14 protein-coding genes are annotated in these 24,617 nt (G+C 65.8%); 5 read left to right on the top strand and 9 right to left on the bottom strand.

Annotation, left to right across the window (positions count from 1 at the left end):
• Nucleotides 1-45: 45 nt before the first annotated feature.
• From rnr to Q8O35_RS14115, 6 genes are all read right to left on the bottom strand, one after another.
• Nucleotides 46-2,490, bottom strand: a complete 2,445-nt coding sequence (rnr, locus tag Q8O35_RS14140) for a ribonuclease R (protein WP_305574459.1) — start codon at nucleotides 2,488-2,490, stop codon at nucleotides 46-48.
• A 100-nt stretch (nucleotides 2,491-2,590) separates the two neighbouring features.
• Nucleotides 2,591-3,679, bottom strand: a complete 1,089-nt coding sequence (gene lpxK, locus Q8O35_RS14135) for a tetraacyldisaccharide 4'-kinase (protein WP_305574457.1) — start codon at nucleotides 3,677-3,679, stop codon at nucleotides 2,591-2,593.
• 54 nt (nucleotides 3,680-3,733) lie between these two features.
• Entirely contained in the window at nucleotides 3,734-4,444 is a 711-nt protein-coding gene (locus Q8O35_RS14130; RefSeq protein ID WP_305574455.1) for a Bax inhibitor-1/YccA family protein, read from the bottom strand.
• Between the two features lie 210 nt (nucleotides 4,445-4,654).
• Nucleotides 4,655-5,761 carry an NADH:flavin oxidoreductase/NADH oxidase gene (locus Q8O35_RS14125; protein WP_305574453.1) on the bottom strand — a complete coding sequence of 369 codons (1,107 nt, stop codon included), beginning with the start codon at nucleotides 5,759-5,761 and terminating at the stop codon, nucleotides 4,655-4,657.
• A gap of 289 nt (nucleotides 5,762-6,050) precedes the next feature.
• Nucleotides 6,051-13,961 carry a hemagglutinin repeat-containing protein gene (locus Q8O35_RS14120; RefSeq protein WP_305574451.1) on the bottom strand — a complete coding sequence of 2,637 codons (7,911 nt, stop codon included), beginning with the start codon at nucleotides 13,959-13,961 and terminating at the stop codon, nucleotides 6,051-6,053.
• Nucleotides 13,962-13,972: 11 nt separating this feature from the next.
• The gene (locus tag Q8O35_RS14115) at nucleotides 13,973-15,721 is read right to left on the bottom strand and encodes a ShlB/FhaC/HecB family hemolysin secretion/activation protein (protein WP_305574449.1); all 1,749 of its coding nucleotides are present in this window, start codon (nucleotides 15,719-15,721) and stop codon (nucleotides 13,973-13,975) included.
• A 425-nt stretch (nucleotides 15,722-16,146) separates the two neighbouring features.
• Between Q8O35_RS14115 and Q8O35_RS14110 the strand changes: the two genes are divergently transcribed.
• Complete coding sequence (locus tag Q8O35_RS14110; RefSeq protein ID WP_305574447.1) at nucleotides 16,147-18,129, top strand: 7TM diverse intracellular signaling domain-containing protein; 1,983 nt, start codon at nucleotides 16,147-16,149, stop codon at nucleotides 18,127-18,129.
• On the top strand, nucleotides 18,126-18,758 hold the full coding sequence (locus tag Q8O35_RS14105) for a response regulator transcription factor (protein ID WP_305574445.1): 633 nt from the start codon (nucleotides 18,126-18,128) through the stop codon (nucleotides 18,756-18,758). The genes Q8O35_RS14110 and Q8O35_RS14105 overlap by 4 nt, the downstream gene beginning before the upstream one ends.
• A gap of 44 nt (nucleotides 18,759-18,802) precedes the next feature.
• On the opposite strand, the gene Q8O35_RS14100 is transcribed toward Q8O35_RS14105, so the two are convergent.
• From Q8O35_RS14100 to Q8O35_RS14090, 3 genes are all read right to left on the bottom strand, one after another.
• Nucleotides 18,803-19,105 (bottom strand): putative quinol monooxygenase, encoded by a 303-nt coding sequence (locus tag Q8O35_RS14100; RefSeq protein ID WP_305574443.1) that lies wholly within the window; start codon nucleotides 19,103-19,105, stop codon nucleotides 18,803-18,805.
• A gap of 154 nt (nucleotides 19,106-19,259) precedes the next feature.
• The gene (htpG, locus tag Q8O35_RS14095) at nucleotides 19,260-21,152 is read right to left on the bottom strand and encodes a molecular chaperone HtpG (protein WP_305574441.1); all 1,893 of its coding nucleotides are present in this window, start codon (nucleotides 21,150-21,152) and stop codon (nucleotides 19,260-19,262) included.
• A gap of 193 nt (nucleotides 21,153-21,345) precedes the next feature.
• Entirely contained in the window at nucleotides 21,346-22,044 is a 699-nt protein-coding gene (locus Q8O35_RS14090; RefSeq protein ID WP_305574439.1) for a helix-turn-helix domain-containing protein, read from the bottom strand.
• A gap of 250 nt (nucleotides 22,045-22,294) precedes the next feature.
• Between Q8O35_RS14090 and Q8O35_RS14085 the strand changes: the two genes are divergently transcribed.
• The 3 genes from Q8O35_RS14085 to Q8O35_RS14075 form a co-directional block, all read left to right on the top strand.
• On the top strand, nucleotides 22,295-22,798 hold the full coding sequence (locus tag Q8O35_RS14085) for an Lrp/AsnC family transcriptional regulator (RefSeq protein ID WP_305574437.1): 504 nt from the start codon (nucleotides 22,295-22,297) through the stop codon (nucleotides 22,796-22,798).
• A gap of 11 nt (nucleotides 22,799-22,809) precedes the next feature.
• Nucleotides 22,810-23,916 carry an alanine dehydrogenase gene (gene ald / locus Q8O35_RS14080; protein ID WP_305574435.1) on the top strand — a complete coding sequence of 369 codons (1,107 nt, stop codon included), beginning with the start codon at nucleotides 22,810-22,812 and terminating at the stop codon, nucleotides 23,914-23,916.
• A 177-nt stretch (nucleotides 23,917-24,093) separates the two neighbouring features.
• Nucleotides 24,094-24,617: Ivy family c-type lysozyme inhibitor (locus tag Q8O35_RS14075; RefSeq protein ID WP_305574433.1), on the top strand; the 524-nt coding region annotated here is incomplete at its 3' end.

Here is a 24,617-nt window from a genome sequence, read left to right as displayed (position 1 = left end):
CCCTCTGGCGGGGTGCAGGGGGCTGCGCCCCCTGATTATTCCCAACTAGTCTTCGCGCCGCTTGCCCCGGACTTCGCCCGGCTTCCGGCCAGCAGGCTTGCCTGTCGCCTTGCCTGCGCCGGAGCGCCGCGAGCCGGACTTGGCTCCAGATTTCCCGCCGGGCTTGCCGCCACGGCCATCACCCTGCCCGCCTGGGCCGCGGCGCTTCTGGCGCGCACGGTCGTTGCGGCGCGATTCATCCGCGGCTCTGCGTTCACGGCTGTCGGCGCGGGGAAGTTCCGACCCCGGAGCTCCGGGGGTCTTGTTCGCCTCAGGCACCAGCTCCAGGTCGATCTCCAGACGGTCCAGGTGCACGCCGATGAGCTTGGCGCGCACGGTCTGGCCTGCGCGGATGACACGGCCCGTGCGTTCGCCCAGGAGCATCTCACGCTCCTTGAGGTAGCCGTAATAGTCGTCAAGCATGGTGGACAGGCGGATGAAGCCCTCGGTGAGGACCTCAGGCAGCTCCACCCAAAAGCCGTAGTCGCTGAGGGAGCTGACCACGGCGCGAAACTCGCGGCCCTCCTGCCCGCGCAGCACCATGCAGGCGTAGCGCTTCTGGCATTCGCGCTCAGCTTCCTGGCTGATGCGCTCCCGTCCTGAGAGGTGCTGGCCCATCTCGGCCAGCTTCTTGAAGCCGGGCACGGGCATATGCTGGTCGCCCAGAGCGCGCTTCACCAAACGGTGCACCACGAGATCCGCGTAGCGGCGGATGGGCGAGGTGAAATGGGCGTAGGACTCGCTGGCGAGGCCAAAGTGGCCTTCATTCTCCGGCTGGTAGCGCGCCTGCTTCATGCTGCGCAGCACCATGCGGTTCACCAGGAATTCGCGTTCTGTTCCGGCCACGGAATGCAGCAGCTTGGCGATGCCCTCTGGCGTGAAGTCGTCGTCGGTGAAGCGCCCAGCCTTGGCCCGCTTGGGCGCGGCCTCGCCATCCAGGCGGGAGAGCAGCGTGTACAGCGTCTCCAGCTTCTCGCGGTCCGGCTCGGCGTGGACGCGGTACATGCAGGGCAGCGCGTGGGCTTGCAGATATTCGCTCACGGCCTCGTTGGCCGCGATCATGAACTCCTCGATGAGCTGGTGGGCGAAGTGGCGCTCGCGCGGCTCCACAGCCACTGGGTTTCCCGCCTCGTCGAAGCGCACCTCTCCTTCCGGCAGGTCGAAGTCCAGGCTGCCGCGCTCGATGCGGCGGCTGCGCATCTGCCGGGCCAGCGCTTCCGCCAGGTCCAGCATGGCCACCACGTCATCGCCAGCCTCCTTGGCCAGCTCGGCGCGGGCCTCGGGCAACTTCTCCACGCACACGTCGCGGGCGCGGTCGTAAGTCAAGCGCGCGTGACTCTTTATTACCGCGTTCATGACGCGCACCTCGCCCGGAACGCCGCGCTCGCTCATGTCCATGCATACGGCCACGGAAAGGCGCGGCACGTTGGGGTTCAGGCTGCACAGCCCGTTGGACAGGGCGTGGGGGAACATGGGCTCCACCGAGGCCGGAAAGTAGTAGGAGTTGCCGCGTTCGTAGGCTTCGCGGTCCAGGGCCGCGCCCAGGGGCACGTAGTGGGCCACGTCGGCGATGGCCACCCAGAGAGCAAAGCCCTTGCCCTTGCGCTCCACAAAAATTGCGTCGTCGAAGTCCCGCGCCGTGGCCCCGTCGATGGTGACGAAGGGCGTCTTGCGCAGGTCCTTGCGGTTCTTGAAGTCAGCCTCGGCTGGCTCCGCAGGCAGGGCGGACGCTTCGGTGAGCGCTTCCTTGGGGAAGCTTGTGGGCACGCCGTGGTTGGTCTTGACCAAGGCCTCCTGCACTCCGGCCTCGTTCTCCGGCCCCAGGCGGGAGAGGATGACGCCCTCCCACACGGCGGCGTCCACCTGGTCGCCGGGCGCGGCGAGCGCGATGTCGCCCTTTTGCAGGCCCAGACCCGGATCGGTGTCGTGGGTCAGCACGGCGAAATCCAGGCGCGGATCAGTTGGACGGCAAAGGTAGCTGCCCGGCCCGGCGGAGCGCATGACGCGCACGGTGAGCACGTTCTTGCCGCGCTCGATGATGCGCACCACTCGGCCCTCATGGTTCTTGCGCGCGTTCTCACGCGTGATGGCTACGGCCACCTTGTCGCCGTGCCAGGCTCCGGCGGTGTCCTGACCAAGAAACACGTCCTTGCGGCGGGGATCGTCGGGGATGAGGAAGGCCACGCCGGAGCGCTGCACCTGCACCTTGCCGGTGATGAGGTTCACGCGGTCCATGGGCGCGTAGGCCCGGCCCAGCTGGATGAGCTTGCCCTGGGCAACCAGGTCTTTGAGCATGTCGTCCACATCGCCCTTCTTGCGGCGGTGCAGGCCCAACATGGGTAGAATGTCATCCGGGGAAAGCGGGCGATTGGAGTCGCGCATGATTTTCAGCAGGGTTCTGTGGTCGGTGGGGAGCGGCGGAGCGCTCGCATTGCGATTTTTCTTGCTCACGGGGTTCTCGATGCGCGGATTCGCGCTGGTTGGAAGGAAATTCGGAAGGTTGACGCGCAGCCAGGGGAAGAACCCCGGCGCGAAGGGACAAAGGCAAAGGTCAGACGAGCTCCTGGGCGGCCAGGGGGCGATAGTGCGCCGCCAACTCGTCAAATCGTGCCGCGAACCACTGGTCGAATGGGGTCTCGGCAAAGGTGGATGGCCCGAAGGCCAGCTCCGTGCGCAGCACCCAGAAGGCCTCGGCTCCTGGCAGCTTGGCCAGCTTCACGGCGTCCTTGGCCGTTACCAGCACATGGGCCCCGGCGGCCAGCGCATGGATGCGCAGCAGGTCCTGGGCGCCAAAGGCGTGGTGGTCGGCAAAGGGCAGCACAGCCCTGGGCGCGCGCCCCAGGAAGCTTTCCGCCGTGCGAGCCGCCTGGGCCGGATCGGCGATGCCGGTGGCCAGCACGTAGTCCTCGCCGCCAAGGTCGGGCGCGCGCACTGTGCCGTCCACGCGCATGAGCCCCTTGGGCTTAAGGGCGAAGGTGTACACGGGCCGCTCGAACCGCGCCAGCCTGTGCTTGATGTTCTCGCCCAGGTCCGGCTGGCGGCCAGGCAGCACCTTGACGCAGAAGGCCGTGGCGCGGGAAAGCGCAGCCTCGCCCTCCCTCCAGGTTCCGGCCGGGCACACGCGGTTCCAGCCCTGGCCTAGGTCGTGGGGGGTCAACAGCACAAGATCAATGTCGCGCGCCACGGGCAAATGCTGGAAGCCGTCGTCCAGAAGCACGAAGTCCGGGTCGAAGCGCTCGTAGGCCCAAGGCCCGGAGCGTTTGCGCTTGGGGTCGACCACCACACGCGCCAGCGGGTGCGATCGCGCCAGCAGCAAGGGCTCGTCGCCGCAACTGGCCGGGTTCTCCGTGCGGGAAACCAGCAGGGGCAGCCTGTGGGGTTTGGCCCCGTAGCCCCGCGTGAGCACTATGGCGTGCTCCTCGCGCTTGCCGGCCCAGCGCAGAATGTGACCACACAATGGTGTTTTTCCGCTGCCGCCCCAGCCGATGTTGCCCACGCTGACCACCGGGCAGTTGGGGCGCCACGAAGCCACATGGGCGGCCTCATAGGCCCAGCGGCGCAGGCGCATGGCCTGCCCGTAGAGCGCACCCAGGGGAATGAGGGCGGGCTTCAGGCAACGTTGCAGTTCGGCTATGTCCATGGGGAGGATGCAGGGCCGCCCCCACAAAAGGAGGCGGCCCTGCGAATGGTTGGGCTAGTCGCGGCTGGAGCCGAAGAGGCGCAGCAGCATGAGGAACAGGTTCAGGAAGTCCAGGTACAGGGTGAGCGCGCCCAGGATGGTTCCGCGGCGGACAGCCGTGCCGTCGTCCATGGGCATGGTCTCGCCCATGTACTTGAGCTTCTGGGTGTCGTAGGCGGTGAGGCCCGTGAACACGATGACGCCGATGACCGAGATGCCGAAGCTCAAGGCCGAACTCTGCATGAACATGTTCACAACAGAGGCGATGACGATGCCGATGAGGCCCATGAACATGAAGCTGCCCATGCCCGTCAAGTCGCGCTTGGTCACCATGCCGTAAACGCTGGTGGCGCCGAACATGCCGCCCGTGACCAGGAAGGTCTGGAATATGCTGGCGCTGCTGTACACGAAGAAAATGGACGAGAGAGTGAGCCCTGTCAGCGCGCTGTATGCCACGAACATCAGGCTGGCGGCAGTGCCGGAGAGTTTGTGGATGGCGGCGGACAGTGCGATGACCATGCCGAACTGAGCCAGCACGAGCATCAACACCAGCATGGGGCTTTGCACCAGGGTGAGGCCCAGGGGGCTGGCGGCGGTGAACCAGGCCACGCCCGCTGTGAGCATGAGGCCTAAGGACATCCAGCCGTACACGCCGCGCATGAAGGCGTTGACGGTGTCCGCCCGGCTGGCGGTCTGGGCGCCGGGATAGCTGGGATATTGAGCCATTACGCGATCCTCCTTGAAGGAATGCAAACGAAGTTACTCGCGGAAAGTCCGCGAACATGATCCAAGATAAGCCGCGCCGGACGGTTTGGCAAGGGGAGCGCTCCCCGGATACCCCGGCGAGCGTTACGTATTCGTCTGTCGAGCTGTGCTGGGGTTCCCCCCGGCTTCGCCCGGACTTTTTCCCGATCGCGCCTCAGCCTTGCCCAAAACCTACCTGCGGCCCCCTTGGCGCAACAAGTGCTTGAGCCCATGGGGCTGGCAGCGCAGGTACTGCTGAGGGCAGTCCACCTGGGCCTCAAGCTCTGCTGCGGCGTGCCAGGGCCAGCGCGGATTGTACAGCATGGCCCGGCCCAACGCCACGGCGTCGGCCTGGCCCGAGGCCACTATGGCCTCAGCCTGCTCCGGATCGGTGATGAGTCCCACCGCCATGGTGGTGAGCCCGGACTCCTTGCGGATGGTCTCGGCAAAGGGCACCTGGTAGCCGGGACCGAGAGTGATCTTCTGCTCCGGCGCAAGGCCGCCCGAGGACACATGAATGTAAGCCGCGCCTAGCTCCTTGAGACGCTTGGCCAGCTCCACGCTCTGGGCCAGATCCCAGCCCCCAGCCACCCAGTCCGTGGCTGAAATGCGAACCCCGAGCGGCACGCAGGCGGGCAGAACGGCGCGCATGCCCGAAAAGATCTCCAGCACCAGGCGCATGCGGTTCCCCAGACTGCCGCCGTACTCGTCGGGGCGCTGGTTACTCAGGGGCGAAAGAAACTCGTGCAGCAGGTAGCCGTGGGCAGCGTGCAGCTCCACCGCGTCGAAGCCCAGCCGCGCCGCGCGCCGCGCCGAAGCCACGAAAGACTCGCGCACGCGGGCCACCCCCTCCGCGTCCAGGGCCTGCGGAGCCAGGTCGCCGGGGGTGTAGGGACGGGGCGAAGGCGCACAGGGCTGCCAGCCGCCGCCGCCCGGGGCTATGAAATGACCTCCCAGCCAGGGCAAGGCGCAGGAGGCCTTGCGTCCCGCATGAGCCAGCTGCACGGCCACGGGGATGGGCGAATGGACGCGGATGGCGGCCAGGACGCGGCCCAGGGCCGCCTCGGCGGCGTCGTCCCACAGTCCCAGGTCCGCCGCGCTGATGCGCCCCTCAGGCTCCACTGCCGTGGCCTCCATGATCAGCAGCCCAGCGCCGGAAAGAGACAGGCAGCCGTAGTGCATCAGGTGCCAGTCTTGGGCCAGGCCGTCGTGGGCCGAATACTGGCACATGGGCGCGATGACGATGCGGTTCTGCAAGGTCAACGGACCGAGGGCGAGAGGGGAAAACAGCATGCTCATGGACATGGCTCCTGCAATGGTTGTGCGACAGCGCCTAACATAAGCAGCCCTGCGCAGAGAAGCAACCATCCATAATAAAATAACCATCCGAGACGCTGGCGCGGCTCTGCGCGAGTCGAAGGATCGTGCTGGCCCGGCTTGACCGGCGAAGCAACAATGCCAGGCCCAAGGACGTCTGCTTACCTTGCACAGGCAAGGCAACGGTGCCCGGCCATGCTTCATCCATGCGCCGAACCTTGCAAAAAAAACAGGCGGCCGGATTTCCAGCCGCCTGTCGCGAAGCTGCCTGCTAGGGCTTCTTGATCCCTGGCGTGCCTGAACTGCCGCCCTGCGCCGCCTTGATGTTCGACTGAGAGGTGCCGGACGGTGCGCCCTGTGTGCTGTCCGTTCCGGCGCCAGAGCCGCCCACTCCCGGTGTTCCCGGTGTTCCCGGAGCTCCAGGCGCGCCGGTCCCAGCCGCGCCGCCGGCCATGGGCACCTTGCTCACGCCCATGCCCGTCCCAGCCGGGCCGGAATCTGTGCTTGCATTGAACACGCTGGAGTCGCGCTCGGTCTTGCGCTCCACGCCGCCCGCCGCGTCGATGTTCTCGCCGCTGGCGGCCTGCACGCTGGTGTTGGTGAGTGTGGTCTTGCCGCCGGACTTGATGTTCAGCTTGCCGCCAGTATTGATGACCGCGCCCTGGTTCTTTACGCTTCCGCCTCCGCCCACACCCACAAAAGCGCTGGAGGTGTTGTCCGGGTCCTTGGCAGTGGTGCTGGAGGCCGAAGCCTTGGCACCAAAGGTGCTGGAATCCTTCGCCTCCGGCGAAGGGGCCGCCGGGGCGACGGCTTCCGCCGGAGCAGTGGAAGCCTGGGCCGCGTCCGTCCCGGTCTTGCGCTCGGGCTTCGGAGCCGTGGGCACAGGCGGAGGAGTCTTCTTGGGTGCGCCGGGCGCGTCCTCCACGGTCTTGCGCTCAGGCTTCGGGGCCGTGGGCACAGGCGGAGGAGTCTTCTTAGGTGCGGCCTGGGCTCCCCCCTGAGCGCTGGCTCCTGTGGGGCCCTTAGGCGTTTCGCTCTTGCGGTCGGCAGAGGCGGCCACGTTGGCGCCGAAACTCGAATCCGTGCTTCGGGTAGCGCTGATGTTCACGTCGCGTGCGGCGCTGATGCTGGCGTCGCCGCTGGTGCCGATGTTGGTGCCCACGAGGTTCACATCACCGCCGCCAGCCGTGATTTCCACCCCGCCCGCACCGGCGCTGATGCTTCCGGCCTTCTGCACGGTCTTGTTCTTCATCTGGAACTGCACACCGACGGAGGCGGACGATTCCTTCTCCGTGGTCGCCTCGGCGGCCTGGGCCTGCGCGGTTTGCCCGCCAGACTGTGCGCCCGCGCCGGTCTTGCGCTCAGGCTTCGGGGCCGTGGGAACCGGGGGCGGGGTCTTGGCTCCGCCAGCCGGGGCGCCGGATTGGGCCTGCTTGTCCTTGAGCTGCTGCACCACCGAGGCCTGGCCCTTCTGCCAGGAAGCCAGATCCTGGTTGCTCTGCTTGCTGCCGTCCGAACCCTGGGTGCCGCCGGTGCCGGGGTTCTTGGGCTTGGGGGCCGAAGCCGCCGAAGCCGGCTTGGCTGCGGCCGCAGGAGTCTTGTCCGTGCTGGAGGCCGAGCCGGACACCGAGGCCTGGAAGCCCTGAGACTCGCTGGTGCTCTCGGCGGCCTTGAAGTTCACGCTGCCGCCGGCGTTGATGCTTGCCTTATCCTGCGCGGCGAGGTTGGTGCCCTCCAAGGTCACGTCCTTGCCGCTGACAATTTTGAGACTGCCGCCGGAGGTGACGCTGCCCGCCTCGGCGATGGATTCCCTGGAGCGGGTGAAGCCGCCCTCTGCGGTTCCCCCGGCGCTCTTGGAACGGCTGGATTCCGTGGCGGTGGACTCGCTGCCCTTGCCTGCCTCCACCCCGACCCGCGCGTTGACGGAGTCGCTGCTGGTGGTGCTTCTGGCGGCGCTCATGGTCACGCCGTCCTTGCCGCTGATGGTGGCGTCGCCGCCCGCCGCCAGATTGGTTCCCTCGAAGGTTGCGGCCTTGCCTGCGGAGAGGTTCAGCTTGCCGCCAGTGTTGACGCTGCCCGCACGGGCGGTGCTTGAGGCCGATGCGCTCTTGCTGAAGCCGCCTGCCGCCGCCGCGTCGACGCCGGTGGATGACGAACCGCCCGCCCCCTTGCTGCTTGAGGTGGACACGCTGACGCTGGCGTCGAAGGCGCTCTTGGAGGCGCTGGTTGTGTCACGCGCGGCGGCGAAGACGAGGTTGCCGCCCGCGTTCACGGTGGTGTCGCCTGTGCCCGCAAGGTTGGTTCCCTCAAGCCGGGTGTCGCCCTTGGTCTTGATGACTATGTCGCCGCCGGACTCAATGGAGCCGGTGACGGCGTTGCTGGCCGACGAGGCCCTGTCGGACTTGCTGCCTGCGGCGGCAACGTCCACGTCCACGCCCTTGCCCGTGCCGCGGCTGACGCCCGCGCTGGCCTGTGCGTTGACGTTGCTGGCCGAGGAGCGCGTGGTTGCGGTGTTCTTTGCGGCGGAGAAGTCCAGGGAACCCGCTTCGATCTCCACGCCCTTGCCCGCGCTGAGCTGCGTGCCTTCCAGGCTGGTCTTGTCTGCGCTGCTGCTGGCGATCTTTCCGCCCGCCCTGATGGTGGAGACCACAGCCTCGCTGGAGGTCTCGCCCGTGGAGAGGGTGTCGCGGTTGTAGGCAACCTTGACGCCAGCGCCAACCTTGGCCTTGACCTCCGCACCGGCTCCGGCCTCGGCCTTGGGCTTGCCGTCCAGGCCCAGGCCCGCATTGGCCCCGGCCTCGGCGCTGGCTCCGGCCTCGGCCTTGGCATACACGCCGACCTTGCCGGTGTTGGTTGTCGAGTCCGTGGTGCTGTAGCTGGTGTTCTCAGCCGCCTTGCTGACGATGGTCTTTGCCGACTGGCTGAAGTTCCCCGCCGCATCGATGGCCGTGCCCACGTCGGTGATGCTGTTCTGGGCCGTGCGGCTGATGGAGCCCGCCCCGGAGGTGATGGTGGACACCCGCGCGGTGCTTGTGCCCTCAGTGGAGCTGGACACGACGTTTTTGCCCTGCACGCCCAGGGAAGCCACGGCTCCGGCGCTGGTCTCTGCCTTGGCCCCGGCGTTGGCGCCCAGGCCCGCGTTGGCTCCGGCATTGGCTCCGGCTGCAGCGGCCGCGTTGCCGTCCAGGTACAGGCCCGCGCTGGTCTTGCTGGTGGTGGTCGTGCTGGTGTGGGTATCCTGCGCCGCAAGGAAGGCCATGTCCTTGGCCTTGAGGTCCACGCCCTTGTCGCCGCTCAGGTCCGAGCCCTGCACGGTGATCTTGTCGCCGCCGCTGATGCGCAGACTGCCGCCGCTGGCCAGGCTGGTGCCCTTGTTGGTGATGTCCACGGTTTCGGTGCTCGTGGTCTTGGTCCGCATTACATCGAGGGAGTTTGTGCTCGCCGCGCCGGCGTTGGATGTGGCGCCCGCGTTGGCCCCTGCGCTGCCCACAGCCGCGCCCGCCGTCGCCCCGGCTCCGGCCTTGGCGTCTGCGGTGTTGGTGGTGCTGGCGTACAGGCCCACCTTTGTGGTGGTGCTGGTGCTGGTGGACACGCTGGTGTCCTGAGCGGCCAGGATGTTCACGTTCTGGCCCGTAAGGCTCATGTCGCCCCCGGCCTTCATGTCCGCGCCACGCAGGGTGGCGTCCTTCCTTGCGGTGATGGTGAGCCCGCCCGCTGCGGCCAGGGTGCTGCCCACGGCGCGGGTCTGCTCGTCAAAGGTGTCGGTGGTGGTGGTCTTCACGAAGTCCACGCCGCCCGCGTCCTTGGTGGAGCTGGCGTTGGCACCGGCCTTGACCACGCCGTCGGACTTGACCCCGGCCTTGGATGCGGTGGCGCTCTTGTCGCCGTCGCCGCCGGAGATCGACAGATAGCTGGTGGTTTCGGTGTGGGTGGTGGTGCGGTCCACGTCGCGGGCCTCCAGCACCTTAACATCCGAGCCGGAGATGTTCACTAACCCGGCGGCGTTGACCTTGGCCCCTTCCAGGGTGGCGGTCTTGCCTGCGGAGAGGTTGATATCGCCGCCGGTGTTCGCATTGGCAAGGCTGCCCTTGGCGTTGGACAAATCGCCCTCGGCCCCACCCACCTTCACTGTGGTGAGGGTGCTGCTTACGGCGCGGCTGGCGAACTGGTCGGTGGTCTTCTTCTCTTTGCCAAAGACCCCGCCGCCCACGCCGACGCCGTTGGCGTTGGATTCGCTGACAGTCTGCACCGAGTTGTCTCGCGCCAGTATGTTCAGGTCGGCTGCTGCGTCGATGGTGGCGCTTTTGCCCGCGCTGACGTTGGCCGCAGCCAGGGTCACGTCCTGGCCGGACTTGATGCTTAGCGCGCCGCCCGCGTCCACTCCGCCCCTAACCTGGGTGACAGTGGTGGTGGTGGTGCGCTTGTTCTCGTTCTTGACGAAGCTCTTGGTGGACGAGGACGATATGTCGCGGTTGGTGAGCGCCACGGTGTCGAAGGTCACGTCGCGCGCGGCGCTTATGCTGGCGTCGCCCCCGGCGCTCATCTGCCCGCCCAGGTTCTGGACGTCGCGGCCGGCCTGCACCTTCAAATCGCCGGTGGACTCGATGCTGCCCGTGGCGGCCAAGGTCTCGCGGTAGCTCGTCCCGCTGACGTTGGTGGCGACGATGGCGCTGTTCACCACGTCTCCTTGGGCCTGCAGGCTCACGTCCTTGCCTTTGATGCTGCCGCCCACGTTCTCCACGTTCTTTGCGGCGGCCAGGCTTACCTTGTTGGCGCCCTGGATGGTTCCGGCCTTGCCTACTGTGGTCTTCAGGTCGATGAATCCATCTGAGCGCTTGATGACCTGCTCGTCGACCGCTGCGGTGTTGATGACGCTGCCGCCAGTGCTGGCGATGCTGACGTCGCCGCCCTTGATGGCGCCGCCCACGTTGCGCACGTCGCCCGTGGCGCTCACGTTGATGTTCTCGCCGCGAATAGTGCCGGAATTATTAAGGGTGGCGACGTTCATATTAATGTTGTCGCCAGTGACGAGGCCGCCGCCGGCGCTCTCATTGAACAGCTGGCGGGTGCTGGAGGCCAGATACACCACCGGGGCCAGCACCTTCTGGCCATTCACAGTGGTCTCCACCATCCAGACCATGTCTTCCTTCAGCCCGGCCTGCTGCGAGGCGGTAAGGCCCTTGCCGTAGGTCAGGCCCAGGGCCTTTGCCTGGCTGCCCGCGTGGTCCATCAGCGCCTGCATCTGGGCCTTTTCGGTCTTCGCGCCCGCCACCACGATGTTGCTGCCGGTGAGGGTGATGAGCTGCTGGCGCACAAGGTAGGTCTCGTAGCCCGCATCGCCCAGGCGCTTCAGCACGTCGTCGGCCTTGAACTTATACTTCTCCGCCAGGTAGTCGCTGCCCAGGAAGTTGTCGATGTTGCTGTAAAGCGGGTTGGATTCCACCAAGTAGCTGGAGCTGGGGTTCTGGCTGGTGACGAAGAGCCCGCTGGTGCTGCCCACGCTGGGAATGGCGATGGTGACCCCGCCGAAGGAGATGCCGCCGGGAACCGGCACGGGCGACAGGCTCGTGGCGCTGGGGGTTCCGCCGGGGGTGCTGCTTGCCGTGCCGAGCACGTTGCTGAAATCGGCCATGGTGATGTTGATGCTGCCACCGCTGATGGTGCCGCCATTGCGCATGCCGGCGCCGCCCAGGTTCACCGTGGGCGCGGAGATCAGGCCGACGTTCTCCGACTGGCGCGATCCGGTGTTGATGGTGATGGCGTTTCCGGCAATGATTTTCGGAACATAGGTGGTATTTTTCACCAGCGTCCAGCCGCTCGAGCCATCAAGATACAGCAGTCGAAAGCTATTCTCATCGCCGATGGCGTTGAAGAAGAGGTGACTGGCGTTGATGGTGATGTTGTGCCCGGCGTTCATGGTGGACCAGTTGCGGAAGTCGTAGGCGTTGATGGTGATGTCGTTGCCCGCGCTGAGCATCCCGTCGGGCGAGCCGTCGCCATGGGGGAACAGGTTGATACTCGATGCACCGGAGATGCTCAGGTTGCGCCCGGCGATGTAATTGCCGTTCATTTCACGGTGGCCATGCAGCGAAATGTCCCGCACGGCGGAAAGCGTTCCGCCGGAGCCGGGGGCCCCGCCGACGCCCATGGTGTCCGCGACGATGTCCTGCCCGGAGTGGATGAGCCCGCTGTTGCTGATGCTTTGCCAGCCACCGGGGGTGCTGCGGAAATACAGGGTGCCCACGCCCCCGGTGACGGCCTGGATTTTCGTGCCGGCTGCCAGCGTCGAGCCGCTGCCGGAGGGCAGAGTCACGCTCATGTCGCCAACGCTGGTGAGCACCGCGCTATCGAACAACGACAGTGCCCCGGCATTGATGTCCACCGTGGTGCCGCCCAGTTTACCCGTGCCTTTGAACGCAATCTTCTGCGTGCCCAGATTGTCGCGGTCGGCCAGGTTCAACTGGCCCCCCGCCCAAATGGAGCCCGCGCCCTGGTTGGTGAAGCGGGTTTCGAAGGAGAGGCCGCTGCCGGAGCGGATGACGATGTCGCCGGTGGTGGTGGTCAGCGCGCCCTCGTTGAGCATCGTGCGCCCGGCGAACAGGGTCATTTTACCGCCGGTGCTCTGCGCCTGGGCCAGGCTGCCGATGTTGAGCAAGCCGGTGGTGGGATCAGTGGCGCTGAGCGTCATGTTCCCCACGGACTTCAGCCCCGCGTTGCCCAGGGTCAGGGCTTCGACAGCGGCGAGGCTCATGGTGCCGCCGGAGTAGAACGTGGTGGCGGCGGCGCCTCCCAGGTTAAGGCTCCGGGTGGACAGGTCCAGGGCGTTGGTGGCGCGGTAGGCCACCCCGTCAATCAGCCAGGCCCCGGTGCCGTTCAACGCCGTGGCGGCGCCGGAGCGCTTGTTGGCGTTGGTCACACCCGCCGTGGCCGAGGCCGTGTCCGCGAGAGTGCCGAGGGTGAAGCGCAGGGTGCCTGCGCCGCTGAGGTCGCCATCAGCCACCAGCCCGCCGCCGGTGAGGGTGGCCCCGCCTCCGGCCGCCGTCAGGCTCACGTCGTTGTTGGCTGAGACGGATGAATCCGTGACGCCGATGGCGGCCGCGCCGGTGCCGGCGCTGCTGAGGGCCAGGTTGCCCGTGGCGAAGAGGTTGGCGTTGTTCACCACAATGGAGCTGCCCGCGCCGCCGTTGGCGGTCAGGTCCATGTTGCGGCCGGCGGTCAGGCTAGCCCCGGTGGCGGTGACGCCGCCTGCGGCCGTGCTGGAGCTGGTGAGGGCCATGTCGCGCGCGGCGGACAGCTTGCCCGTGACAGCGATCTTTCCGGCGCTGGTGATGGTGAAGTCGTCCGCCGTGGCGGCGGCCTCGCCCTGCATCCGCACGCCCACGCCCGCCTCGGTGGCCTTCAGGCTGATGCGCCCTGCGTACATTCCGCCCAAGGCGCTGGAGTCGATGGCCCAGGCGGGCTGGCTGCTGCCGTCCGGGGCCAGGGCCGTGGCCGCGCCGCTTGCATGGCTCCATGTGTTGCGGCCAGCCACGATGTTCAGCTCCGGCGCGTTCACGCGGCCATCAATGGTCACACTCCGGGACACGAGGTCCAGAATCTGCTGGGCGTTGGCGTTGATGCCGGTGCCGGTGATCAGGATGTCGCCGCCGTTGACCGTGAAGGAGTTGAGCGCTCCGGCGGTGATGTTCGGCGTGCCGGTGACAAGGCTCACGCGGTCGGTGTTGATGAACCCGCCCCCGCTGCTGGTGATGCCGAAGGGATTGGCCACGATGACGTCGGCCTTGCCGCCCAGCACTTCCGTAAAGCCCGCCAAGGTGGTGCGCCCGCCGCCCAGCACCTCGTTCAGGATGATCCTGGCCTGATTGCCGGACTGCAGGTTCGGGTTGGCCGCCACAAGCCCGGCCAGCTGCGACTGGCGGAAGCTCTGGCTCTTGTCTCCGTTGTTCAGCACCAGGCCTTTGGGGTCCACATTATAGTCCATGAACTTGTTGTGCGACAGGCCGGAGGCGCTGGGCGTGGCGATGTTCACCACCGGAACGCCGTTGCCCGCCGAGCTCACCGTGGCTCCAGAACCCGCCGCCGGAGTGGGCGGTCCGGCCAGGGCCAGCTGCGGCGGGTACAGCAGCAAAGCGCACAACAGAAGATTCAGCGTTTTAAGGCCGAGGCTCCAGAGGGTCTTCATGGGGGGGCTCCTTAAAAGCTCAAGGTCATTGTGGCGGAAAACTGCACGGGTTCGTGCGGCATAAGCACAGGCGTCGACAGGGACTTTGCGGCGGAGAGTTCACCCGTCATATGCTTGCCCGCCAGACGCACGCCACCGGCCACGCCCGTAAGGTTCGCGTTGCGGGTGGTCTTGAAGCCTTCGATGCGTCCGCCGTCAAAGCCGATGAAGGGCCTGGGGGAAATGTCCGTGAAGGGCAGCTTGCCCAGGGTGGCGGAAAGCTCGTTGCGCACGTACCAGCCACGATCGCCGGAGAGGCTGTAGCGGTTGAACCCGCGCACGGTGTAGAAGCTGCCGATGGTTATCTGCTCCGAACCATAAAGCGGCTCCAGGGCATACTGGCCCGTAGCCTGACTTGAGAAGGTCAGTTCCTGCCCGAAAAGGCTGAAGGGCACGGTGGCCCCGCCAGAGTAGCGAACCTTCGCGCCCTGGGCGTGGGGCGCGGTGACGCCGGTGCCGCTCGGGTCCGCCTTGGCGTCCAGCTGACGCAGCCCCTTGCTGAAGCCCAGGCCCAAGTTGGCAAAAAGCCACGAGAAACGCCGCTGCCAGTTCAGGTCAGCATCGGCTATGGCCAGGTTTCGGCTGGAGACGCTCAAAAACTGGTCGTCCAGGTAGTTGCGCGTGGCCTTGTTGTTGATGGCGACGAGGGCGGTAAGCTTCTGGTCCTGGTCCCGGTAGGCCACCCAGTTGAGCTCCGCCCGAAAGGTCTCGGAGGTGCCGCGCGCCACCAGCGTGGTGGAGGACGTCGTCACCGGGCTATGGTACTCCGACGCGCTGTAGGAAAGCTGCATGGTCCACGCGCCGAAAGGCAGAGAGTAAAAGAAGCTGTCGGAGATGGACTCGCGCAGGCGGGTGGACTCGAACAGGGTGTTGCGATGGGTGTAGGTGATGAAGTCGTTGAGCCCCAAGGGGTTGTCCAGGCTCACAGTGTATGCCCCCTGATGACGCCCCGTGGACAGCCCGCCCAGGTTGTCCATGGTCCCGGAGACTGAAAGCGGCACCTTGGGCGTGTTGGTAATAGTCACCACGCTTGCGCCAGGCTCGCTTCCCGGGCTCACCTCCATGGTGGCGCTGTTGCTGGCCAGGCGGTTGATCTGGTCCAGCCCCTGCTCGATGTCCCGAAGATTCAGGGGCTTGCCGGACACAAACGGGAAGGCGGTGGCAAGGTTGGCGCTGAACCAGCCGCCGCTGTCCTTAAGGATGAGTCCTTCGATCTTGCCCTCGACGATGAGGATCTCCAGCCGCCCTGCGGTCAGGTCCTGGGCCTGCACGTAGGGCCTCACGGACACGTAGCCCCTGTCCATATACGCCTTGAGGATGTCGGCCAGCAGCTTCTCGATGTCCTCCGCGTACAGGCAGCGATTCAAGTACGGGGCTGTAAGCGCCCGCTTCTCCCCTTCGGACAAGAGCTTCACGCCGAGGAGCGCGATTTCCTTGATGTCGCGGCAAACGCCGGTTCTTGGCAGGCTGGGAGCCTCTACTTGCGGGGTCTCCTGGGGCGCGGCCTGCCCCCTGCGCAGGGCGTCCTCGCGCATCTGCTGTTGCAGCCGCTCCTGCTGTTCGTTCTGAATGCGCTGCGCTGCACGGGCCCCTGCGTCGATTTCGGCAGGAGTGAGGGCATGGCCGGGTGCGGCGAAGCCAAGGGAGAAGAGCAGCGCCAGCGTGGGGAACACAGCGCGAAAGAACAACCGGCTGGGGGAACCGTTTGTGCGTGGGGTCATGCAACATCACCTGCTTCTAGCGTTGGGGACAGCTTTCTGCTGGCGGCTGGCCGAGGTCGGAACGCCGCTCCATCACAGTTCTCTTTTGGATGCTTTTTGCCACCTTCGGCTACGCATGTCTGTACGGGAAATCCCGTACATGTTGTATTGCCCGGCAAATACACTTTCTGCTCCCCGTACCTTCACCCCATCGACTGCACCAGCGATGACACGACACTCACCAATGTTCAATTACTATGATCAATACATATACCTCGCACTGTCTATTCCTCCACCTGCCGCTTCTAGCTTGCCATTAGACACCATCGCCTATAATGTTTCCCGTGTTCCTTTCAAATGCCCCCACCGATACCCGCTGCCCAAGGGGACTACACCACCAGATGCCACCCCACCACCGACCAGAAACATGCGGCCGCCGACAGTTCATGGTGCTGCTGTGTATTACCGCCTGCCTGTCGCTTTGCGGCTGCATGGCGCAGGAGGAGCGCCCCGTTGCGAAACGTGGCGTGCTGGACCTCTCCGCCTGGGATGTGGAACGGCGCGGCCCGCTGCGCCTGAACGGTCAGTGGGAGGTGCGCTGGGAACCATCTGCATCTCAAGATCAAGCAAACGACGCCGACACGAGCGGCTCCGAATTCACGTCCGTTCCCGGCCCCTGGACCCGGACCATGCCCGGCGCGAGCCTCCTGCGGGCCACTGGCGGCGCCACCCTGCGCCTGACAGTGCTGCGAGGGGCCGCCAAGCCTTCGACCAACGCCAGGACAAGTCCCCAGATGGCCCTGCGCCTGGGCAACATCAGCGCCGCCTGGACCCTCAAGGTCGACGGAAACCTGGTCGCGCACAGCGGCGTTCCCGGTAAAAACGCCGCTTCGGAAGCGCCGCAATTCTCAGCCCAGGTCATCCCGCTGCACGCATGGGACAAGCCCGCGGACTCGCCCCTGGAACTGGAACTTCACGTATCCAACCACCATTACCGAGAAGGCGGCGTGCTGGAGCCTTTGTGGTTGGGGGTTGAAGACGACCTGCTTGCGCGGGAGCGCCGCGAGTCAGGCATAGCCATGTTCCTGGCTGGAACCCTGTTCATCATGGGCCTGTACCATGTGGCCATGCATCAGCTTCGCCGCAGCGATCCCGCCCCGCTGCTCTTCGGCCTGTACTGCCTGCTGTGGCTGGGAAATTATCTCTGCACTGACTCCAGCGCCTGGGCAGCGCGCGCGATCCTGCCCGGCCTGCCGGGGCTTGGGCTGGAGCGCTTCGGCATGGCCTGCCTCTTTCTCTCCGTGCCGGTGGGCTACGCCTTCTTCCGCTCGCTGTACCCTCGGGAATTGCCGCGCTTCCTGCTGCGCTACGCCTCCTTAACCGGGGCGGCCTCCGCGGCCCTGGCCCTGCTGGGCCCCTCCCTGTGGTTCAGCGCCGTTGTTCCGGCGTACTATCTGTCCACCGCCGCCCTTATTCTCTTCTGCGCCTCGGGCCTGGGCCTGGCCTGGAGCAGAGGACGCGAAGGCGCGGCCTGCATATTCGCCGGGTTCCTGGCCGTGGCTCTTGCCGGGGTGAACGACATGCTCACGGACCTGCAACTCATCAACTCCGTCCCCATCCTGCCCCTGGGCATGCTCCTCTTCGTCCTCGCCCAGGCCTTCGCCCTGTCGCAGCGCCTGCAACACGCCTTCAGCGCCGTGGAGACGCTCTCCATCCAAGTGGAGAGCAAAAACATGAGCCTTGAGGCTGAGATGGAGCAGCGCGGCAAGCTTGAGCGGGAAATCATCAACATCAGCGAGGAGGAGCGCAGGCGCATGAGCGTGGATCTGCACGACGGGCTGTGCCAGTTGCTCACCGCGGCCCGGCTGCGCTGCGCGATTCTGGGCGGCATGCCCCGCTCCGAGGCCCAGAAGGCCGAGCTGGACAAACTCTCCTTGCTGCTGGACGAGATGGTGGACCAGGCCTACGACCTTTCCCACGGCCTGTGGCCCCTGGAGCACGGGCCCCAGGGGGCTGGGCCATCCTTGGCGGACATGATCCGCCGCCTTTCGCGCTTAAGCGGCGTGCCCATCTCCCTTGCGCAGGAGCGAGGCTGCGAGACCTGCCCCAACGGCAACACCACGCAGCTTTTCCGCATTGCCCAAGAGGCCATCTCCAACGCCGTAAAACACGCAGCCCCCACGCGCATCGAAGTTGATTTCCGCTGCCAGTCCGGCGGCATGGCCGAACTCACGGTGCGCGACGACGGCATCGGGCGCTCTGCGGCCAAGCCGGGCAAAGGCGGCCTGGGCATGGGCATCATGGCCCACAGGGCGCGCATCATCGGCGGCGATCTCCGTGTGGAGGACGCGGTTGGCGGCGGCACCATGGTCACCTGCTCCGTTCCTTGCCTCTCTCACACACCCGCCATCAGGAGAGCTTCCTTATGACAGCCAACCACACAAAAAGCGCCCGCATCTTTCTTGCGGACGACCACCCGGCCATCATCGACGGCCTGAAGCTGCTGCTGTCCCAGGATCGGCACACCATCTGCGGCGAGGCCACATGCCGCGCAGAAGTGCTGGAGCGCCTGGAGTCCAGCGCCGCCGAAGTCGCCCTGCTGGACCTTGCCCTGTGCGGTGAAAGCGGGCTGGACCTCATCCCATACATGGTGGATCGCGGCGTGCCGGTGCTCGTCTACTCCATGCACGAGGACGCGGCCACGCTGGAGCGCGCCCTGGCCTGCGGAGCCAGCGGGTACGTAACCAAGCGGGAGACCTTCGCGGTTCTTCTGGAGGGGGTGCGGCGGGTGCTGGCCGGGGAGCGCTACATCAGCGCTCGGGCCGCAGCCAACCTGGAGGCGGACCCCCAGCCCCCTGCGGCTACAGGGAAGGCCGGGCCGCTCAGCGAACGGGAGCAGCAGATCCTGGAGCTGCTCGCAAAGGGCGAAAGCAATGCCGAGATAGCGGCTGAGCTGAATGTCAGCATCAGGACAGTCGAGACCTACTTCTCGCGGATTCTGAACAAGCTGTCCCTGGACGGCATGAGGGCCTTGCGGAAATACGTCCGCAACCTGTAGCGCCAGGGCCAAGCCTGCTCCTGGCCTACAGCGCGCGTTGAAAGCTAGCCCAGGCGCGTCCAGAAACTCAACGCCGGAGCATCCGCCAACAGATGCCCCATGCCGACGCGAAACGCAGTGAGGGCAGGCGCGGCGCAGTGCACGTCCAGGGCGTTCTGGTCGGTCCAGCGCTCATAAAAGACCACGCGCTTCGGGTCCGCTGCGTGAACATGGGCGGCATACTCGATGCAACCGGGCTCCTGGCGGGTGGCGGCCACAAGGGTCTTCAGCGCCTCCACCACAGTCTCGTCCACCGGGGCGGCAAAGGTCATCTCGGCCAGCAGCGTCAATTCTTTTCCTTCAAACATGTCGCCTCCTCCAGATTGTTGTCGCAAACACCCGCGTCGATTTCCGAGGCGGGTCCACCCGTTCCGGAAATCGACGCCAAAGGGGGGCCGGGGGGTCTTGCACCCCCCGGCCTGCGGAGCATATTCTCTTCGCCTTCTCTTACTTCGCCTTCTCTTACTTCGCCTTCACGTACCAGCCGCTGGCCTTGGACAACAGATCCTGCACGCGTCCCACCAGGGCGTGGGGGTCGGTGAGGTAGCCTTCCAGCAAAAGCGCGGACTCGAAGAGCTGCCGCGCGGCCTGCTCCACAAAGGGATCATTGCCGTCGGCCTGGTTCAGGTCGGCCAGATTGCGGATGAGCGCATGGTTCGGGTTCAGCTCCATGACCTTTTTGGGCACGGAGTTGTCATGGTTCATGGAGCGCATGATCTTGTCCATGCTGGAGGTGGTGTGGCCGTCGGGATTCACCAGGCAGCAGGGGCTGCCGGTGAGGCGCGAGGTGGCGCGCACGTCGGACACGCCCTCGCCCAGCACGGCCTTGAAGCGCACCAGCAGGGCCTCCAGGGCGTCCTTTTCCGGGGCGGCGACGGCGTCTTCCGGCGCCTGGGTCTCCACATCGGGCAGGGCCGCAAGATCCTCGGGCTTGGCCAGCTCGGCCGGAGTCAGGGCGAAGTCCTTGTAGGTGTGCAGGGCGTCCATGACGAACTCGTCGATGGGCTCGAAGAGGTACAGCACCTCCACGCCCTTCTTGCGGAAGAGCTCCAGGTGCGGGTTGAGCTTGAGGGCCTCGCGGCTGGGGCCGAAGGCGAAGTAGATCTTCTTCTGGTCCGGCTTGGCCCGGGCCATGTAGTCCTCGAAGCTCATGAGCTCGTCGGCGGACTCGCAGGAGCTGGAGTTGAAGCGCAGCAGACCCGCAAAGGTCTCGCGGTTCACGAAGTCCATGTACCCGGCCTTGAACACGCGGGCGTGCTCGCGCCAGAACTTGGCGTACTTGTCCTTGTCCTCGGCCATCTTGCCCAGCTGGGACAAAATCTGCTTGGTGAGGGTGGTGTTGATTTTGCGGATGAGGCGGTTGTCCTGCAGGGTCTCGCGGCTGATGTTCAGGGGCAGGTCTTCGGTGTCGACCACGCCGCGCGCGAACATGAGGTACTGCGGGATGAGGTCCTTGTTCTGGCGCTGGATGAGCACCCGGCGCACGTAGAGGTCCAGGCCCCAGTCCTCGCGGTCGAAGCCCATGAAGTCCTTGCTCTTCTCCGGGATGAAGCACAGCGCGTTGAACTGCACAGGGGCATCGACGGAGACGTGCAGGGTGTCCATGGGCTCGTCCAGGTCGTAGGTCAGGAAGGAGTAGAACTCCTTGTACTGCTCCTTTGTGATCTGGAACTTGGGCTCGCGCCACAGGGCGGGCACGGTGTTGGCGCGCTCGCCGTTGACCTGGATGGGGAAGCTGATGAAATTTGAGTGCTTGCGGATGATGTGGCGCAGGCCCTCCACGTCGGTGTACTGCTCGGCCAGGTCGTCCTTGAGGTGGATCTCGATCCTGGTGCCTCGCGCAACGGCCTCGGCTTCCTCGCCGGAAAGCTCACGGATGGTGTATGCGCCCTGGCCGTCGCTGATCCACTCGACCGCGGTAGCGCCCTCGCGGTGGCTGCGGGTTTGGATGCGCACGCTGCCGGCCACCATGTACACAGAGTAGAAGCCCACGCCAAAGCGGCCGATGATGCCGTCGGCGCTGGTGCCGGCCTCCTTCATGGCCTTGAGGAAGCTGGCGGAGCCGGAATGGGCGATGGTGCCGATGTTCTCCACCAGCTCGGCCTCGGTCATGCCGATGCCGTTGTCGCTGATGGTGAGGAGCTTCTGGTCCTTGTCCGCCTCGATGCGGATCTCCAGCGGCGCGTCGTCGGATTCGGAATCCGCAGCGGTGATGCGCAGTTTGTCCAGCGCGTCTGAGGCGTTGGACACCAGCTCACGCAGGAATATCTCGCGCTCGGTGTACAGGGAGTGGACGAGGATATCGAGCAGTTGCTTGATTTCGGCCTTGAATTCGTAGGTCGCCTGTGCGGACATGGTTCGCGTCTCCTTGGTGCTTTTATCTAACGACTATTGATCTTACGCTGTCGCTCCGGCAGTCCTGGCCGTCAATCGCACAAGGCCCCGCGTGGAGCGGGGCCTCGGCAGAGCATATGGAGGATTCGGGCCAGATGCTTGCGGGAAGCAGGCTTCCCGTTTCGACGAAAGGTGTGGCGCTTTCGTCTGGGGCTTAACTAGTCACGGCCTTGATCTTGTCAAGAAGGTACTTCTCCATCTCGCGGCGGTCCTTGCGCAGGCGGATGAGCTCCGACTCCAGCACCGTGAGCTTGGCCTTGAGTTCGGCGTTCTCAGCGGCCATGCGCGCCACCTCGTCGGCGTTGGCGTCAAGGCGGCCGCAGGTCTCCTCCATCACGTTCTTGATGGCCGAGAGTTCCTCGGCGTCCAGCCCGGAAGGCAAGGCCTGCTGCTCGGCCGCTCCGGAAAGAGGCACTGGCTGGCCGGAAAGATGCTGGCGCAGCCCCTCGCCGATGCTGCGGGCGATTTCCGCGCCCATCTCCTTGGCAATGGCCGCAGCCATGCGCACGGCAGTGTCGGCCAGGGCGGATTCGCTGGCCGCCTCGCGCTGGGGCTTGTGGGAGAAGGGAGCATCGGTGCCGCTGGCGAAGTGGTCGCCCTCAAGGCTTGCGGTGAGCGGAAAGTTCTTGCCGAGGGTCTCCATGACATCCTGGGCGCTGTGCCCCAGGCTGAACATCTCGGCGATGACGCGAAACACCTCCACGGCCTCCGGGCGGAAGCGCTTCTGCCTGCCTGTGCCGGAACTCGGCAGGTGCTGGGCGAAGCGGTTCTTCCAGTAGTGCACTGTGGATTCTGGCACGCCCAGCCTGCGGGCGATCTCGGCCACGGAGAGCAAGCGTTCGTCCAGTGACACGGGCAGCCTCCTCAATTTACTCACAATGGGGCGTTGACGGGGTATCGGTTCCTAGAAGCGCATACATCAAGCGCGGTCTACCCACAAGGGAGGGCGGAGCGTTGCGCAAAAAAAGCGTGCGTAGGACGGGAGAAAGGCGTACGAAGAACAGGAAAAAGGCGCGGGATCCTCTTGACAAATATTTTGCTTTTGCAATATTTTCCCTATGCGTATTTTCGTTTCCAGTAATTACGAGCAAGGAAATCGCCAGATGAAGAAATCTCTCGATGCCGCAGACCGCAGACTGGTGGCCGCCCTGGCCGAGGACGGCCAAGCCTCCTCCGCAGAGCTGGCCGAAAGCCTGGGCGTCACCGCGCCAACCATACGCGCGCGAATGAAAAACCTCATCGCCCAGGGCTTGCTGCGTGTGGCCGGGCTTGTGGATCCCTTTGCGGTCAAGGGCCTTTCCGTGGCGCTTGTGGGCATCAAGCTGCAAAGCCAGATGCAGCTGGACCAGAAGCTGGAGGAAATATCCAAACTGCCGGACGTGAACTGGGTGGCCGTGGTCACGGGCCGCTACGACATCCTGGTCGAGGTGGTCACCACAGAGGACATCGCCGACCTCTATAATTTTCTCGACCAAGCCCTGTCCGGCGTGGGCGGCATAGCTTCCAGCGAATCCTTTGTGGTCATGAAGGCAAGGCGCAAGTGGATCCCTCTGCCCAAGGGCGCCCGCACTTGGTTCAGCCAACACCCAACACAGCAACACCTTTAAGGAGCCTCCCCATGATCATCGGCATTCCGAAGGAAATCAAGACACTGGAAAATCGCGTCTCCATGACGCCCGGCGCCGTGGAAACCCTGATCCGCCGTGGTCACAGCGTGCTGGTGGAAACCGGCGCTGGCGTGGGCTCCGGCCTGGCCGACGACGAGTACTCCGCCGCAGGCGCGACAATGGTCAGCGCCGCCGAAGCCTGGAGCGCGGAGATGGTCATCAAGGTGAAGGAGCCCATGGCCGCAGAGTACAAGTACCTGCGCCCCGATCTTCTGCTCTTCACCTACCTGCACCTGGCTGCGGACGAAGCCCAGACCAAGGCCCTGCTGGCCGCCGGGACCACCGGCGTGGCCTACGAGACCGTGCAGCTGGCCGACCGCTCCCTGCCGCTTCTGGTGCCCATGAGCGAAGTGGCTGGCCGCATGGCCACCCAGGTTGGCGCGCACTATCTGGAGAAGAACCAGGGCGGCTGCGGCATGCTGCTGGGCGGCGTTCCGGGCGTGGCCCCGGCCAACGTGGTCATCATCGGCGGCGGCGTGGTGGGAACCAATGCCGTAAAAATCGCCGTGGGCATGGGCGCGCGCGTCACGGTCCTCGACCTTTCCCACGCCCGCCTGCAGTACCTGGACGACATCTTCGGCTCGCGCATCGTGACCATGAGCTCCACCGAGCCCAACCTGCGCGCCGCCGTGAAGGATGCCGACCTCGTGGTGGGCGCGGTGCTTGTGGTGGGCGCAAAGGCCCCCAAGCTCGTCACCCGCGAGATGATCGGCACCATGCGCAAGGGGTCGGTCATCGTGGACGTTGCCGTGGACCAGGGCGGCTGCGTGGAGACCATTCACGCCACCACCCACGACAAGCCGACCTATGATGTGGACGGCGTGGTGCACTACGGCGTGGCCAACATGCCCGGCGCAGTGCCCCGCACCAGCACCTTCGCCCTGGTGAACCAGACCCTGCCCTATGCCCTCAAGCTGGCGGCCAAGGGCATCGACGCCCTGCGCCACGACCCGGCCCTGCTGCTGGGCCTGAACACTTACAAGGGCCAGCTCACCTGCCCTGCCGTGGGCGAGGCCCTCGGAATCCCCGCCATCACCCCTGCCCAGGCCCTGGCGTAGTCCCCCTCCGCCGAGGCGCAAGCTTCTCGCCCCCGTCTCACGCATGAGGCGGGGGCCTTTTTATTCCGAAACCCCCTGGCCGGGCTTGCGTCCCGGCATCCTTGGGCATACCTTGCGCGCCGAAACAAACCACAGCGGCGAGGCGGAACCATCCGCACGCAGCGGGAGCCACAACATATGCCCCATACCAGTCCAAAGGCCCTGGCCGCGGCCTTTCCCCTTGCCAGCCTCGCCCTGACACTGCTTCTCGCCACCGCCGGCTGCGCGCCGCAGCCCCCCGCGCCCCAGGCCGCCGCCCCAGCGAAGCCCGTGCAGGCCGCGCCGCAGGTGGCCATCGCCTATGTGACGACCCTCAAGGACAAGAACAGCCAGAACCTCACCCCGGCGCACTTCAGGAAGGACAAGTCCTTCGGCCCGGCGTACAAGGCTTTTCTGCACGACAACAACGTGAAGGACCGCTGGGCGCGGGTCTTCTACGGCACGTCCGGGCCCATCACGCGGGTGCGCATAAACGGGCAGGAGTACCTGCACATTACCTCGTGCAAGCCCAGCAGCTGCGCAGAGAACAACATCGACATCCTTTACGGCGAGAAGAGCAAGGCCCTTTACGCCCTGCTGACCAAAGACGCCGCCACCACCTGGCTAGGCGATCCCCCGCCGTTCATCCAGCAGGCGCAGAAGCAGTTGCGCGGCATCGAGCC

Source organism: Humidesulfovibrio sp., assembly GCF_030689645.1.
GTDB lineage: Bacteria > Desulfobacterota > Desulfovibrionia > Desulfovibrionales > Desulfovibrionaceae > Humidesulfovibrio.
Note: the sequence above shows the minus strand (reverse complement) of the source record. Positions and strands in the feature narration are given on the sequence as shown.